The following is a 1,586-nucleotide window of genomic DNA, read 5'->3' as shown; positions in this document are numbered from 1 at the left end:
GCCGTGCAAAGCCTCAAACTGGGGGTGAAGGCATGATTGTCGGTCTTGACGCGCGGGATATTCGCTTTCCAACGTCCCGCCACATGCATGGATCTGACGCCATGAACCCGGACCCGGATTATTCCTGCGCCTATGTCACGCTGAAGATGAGCGCCGGTGAACAATCCGGCAATGGCCTGACCTTCACTATCGGGCGCGGCAATGATCTCTGTGTCGCAGCGATTGAGGGACTTGGCTCTCACCTGATCGGGCGTAGTCTGGATGAGTTTGAAGAGGATTTGGGGCTCGTCTCCCGCCTTCTTCTCAATGACAGCCAGTATCGCTGGCTCGGCCCGGAGAAGGGCGTTGTGCATCTGGCTGCGGCGGCGCTGATCAATGCCGTCTGGGATGCCTTGGCAAAACGTGCGGGCAAACCGCTTTGGCGCTATGTCAGCGACATGTCGCCCAAACGTATTGTCTCTGCCATCGACTTTCGCCATATCGCAGATTATCTGCCGTACGAAGAGGCTTTGGAACGCCTTACGGAGCAGCAGGCTGGAAAGGCCGTACGGATCGAAACCCTGATGCGGGATGGCTATCCGGCCTATACGACTTCTGCAGGCTGGATCGGCTATACGGATGAGGAAATCGTCCGCCGACTGAAAGCGGCTTATGCCGAAGGCTGGCGGCACTTCAAGATCAAGGTGGGCGGAGACCTGCAGGGTGATCTCGCCCGGTGCAAGCTGTTCCGCGATACGCTAGGCTCAGAGGTGCAGCTCAGCGTAGACGCCAATCAGGTCTGGAATGTTGCGGAGGCGGTTAAAGCCATCAAGGCCATGGCGCCTTATGATATCTATTGGGTCGAGGAACCGACCAGTCCGGATGATGTTTTGGGTCACAAGGCCATTGCTGACCAGGTGTCACCTATCTTGCTGGCGACGGGGGAACACGCCCATAATCGCGTGATGTTCAAGCAATTCCTGCAAGCGCAAGCGATTGGCTTCTGCCAGATTGATGCATGCCGTCTGGCCGGCGTGAATGAGGTAATCGCGGTGATGATGATGGCGGACAAGGCCGGTATACCTGTTTGTCCGCATGCGGGTGGTGTGGGCCTGTGCGAATATGTGCAGCACTTGTCGATGATCGACTATGTCTGCATCTCGGGTACAATGGAAGGGCGGGTTATCGAACACGCCGCGCACCTTCACCAGCACTTTCGTAATCCGATAGAAATTCGCGAAGGGCGATATGTTGCGCCGATCGCGCCTGGCTATTCTGTGGATCTGTGGCCGCAGAGCATTGCGGATCACGAATTCCCGCACGGCAAGGAATGGGCTACGGAGATGGCATCGTGACACAGGCAGCTCGTAAAGTTGTCGCGCAATATGACGCCAATGCGGAAAGCCTTCAGGCGCATGAGGCTCCTGAATGGTTTCTCGATGCAAAATTCGGCATTTTCATCCACTGGGGGCCATACTCGATACCGGCCTTCGCGCCGCACAAGACTTCAATGGACCAGTTGCAGGGCACATCAGAAGGAGAGGCCAAGGCCTTTTCGCTGACCCCCTATGCCGAATGGTACCAGAACACGATGTTATTTGAGGATA

General features: G+C 56.5%; 2 protein-coding genes. Both read left to right on the top strand.

Annotated features, from left to right (window positions below; translation table 11 throughout):
- Positions 1-32 precede the first annotated feature (32 nt).
- Positions 33-1,334 (top strand): enolase C-terminal domain-like protein, encoded by a 1,302-nt coding sequence (locus HY2_RS15255; RefSeq protein ID WP_034829165.1) that lies wholly within the window; start codon positions 33-35, stop codon positions 1,332-1,334.
- Positions 1,310-1,586 (top strand): alpha-L-fucosidase (locus HY2_RS17390; protein WP_034829163.1); only part of this gene is annotated, 277 nt, incomplete at its 3' end. The genes HY2_RS15255 and HY2_RS17390, both read left to right, overlap by 25 nt.

It is taken from the genome of Hyphomonas pacifica, from assembly GCF_000682675.1.
Taxonomy (GTDB): domain Bacteria; phylum Pseudomonadota; class Alphaproteobacteria; order Caulobacterales; family Hyphomonadaceae; genus Hyphomonas; species Hyphomonas pacifica.
This window is presented reverse-complemented; position numbering and strand designations above follow the sequence as displayed.

What these genes read in the sequence shown, in the direction of transcription:
- HY2_RS15255 (WP_034829165.1), top strand. Translation starts at nt 33, where the DNA reads ATGATTGTCGGTCTTGACGCGCGGGATATTCGCTTTCCAACGTCCCGC.